Raw genomic sequence first — 587 nt, forward strand, 5'->3', positions numbered from 1 at the left:
TCCTCATTAGTTCCACTCTCTACAATCTGCCCCTTTGACAGTACCATAATGCTATCTGCGTTCTCGATGGTGGACAGCCTGTGTGCAATGGTGATGACTGTTTTTCCCTGAGAAATACGCTCTATGGCCTCTTTAATCAAATCCTCTGTACCTACATCAATGGCTGAGGTCGGCTCATCTAAAAGAAGGATTGGAGCATTTTTAAGAAAGGCCCTAGCAATGGAAATACGTTGCCGTTCTCCGCCGGAAAGGCGTGTTCCACGCTCGCCAGCCAAAGTATCATACTGCTGTGGCAGACTGATAATAAAGTCATGAATATTGGCTAGGCGACAGGCCTCCTTAATTTCTTCCATTGTAGCTCCCTCTCGTCCATAGGCTACATTATCAGCAATGCTTTCTGGAAATAAAAACACATTTTGAGATACCAAAGAATATAGATCTCTTGCTACATTCAGATTCCAATCTTCAAAATTTCTGCCGTAAAGCTTGTAATTTCCTGATTGTTTCTGATAAAATCCACAGAGCAACTTAAAAATAGTAGACTTACCCTCCCCAGAACTACCTACGAAAGCCACATTTTTTCCAGC

At 42.6% G+C, this 587-nt stretch carries 1 protein-coding gene; it reads right to left on the reverse strand.

Annotation, left to right across the window (positions count from 1 at the left end; translation table 11 throughout):
• Positions 1 to 575, reverse strand: a 575-nt coding sequence (locus KPL50_RS26735) for an ATP-binding cassette domain-containing protein (RefSeq protein WP_309245223.1), incomplete at its 3' end; no start/stop codon positions are given.
• Between the last annotated feature and the right edge of the window lie 12 nt (positions 576 to 587).

Source organism: Clostridium sp. CF012, from assembly GCF_018861755.1.
GTDB lineage: Bacteria > Bacillota > Clostridia > Clostridiales > Clostridiaceae > Clostridium_AD.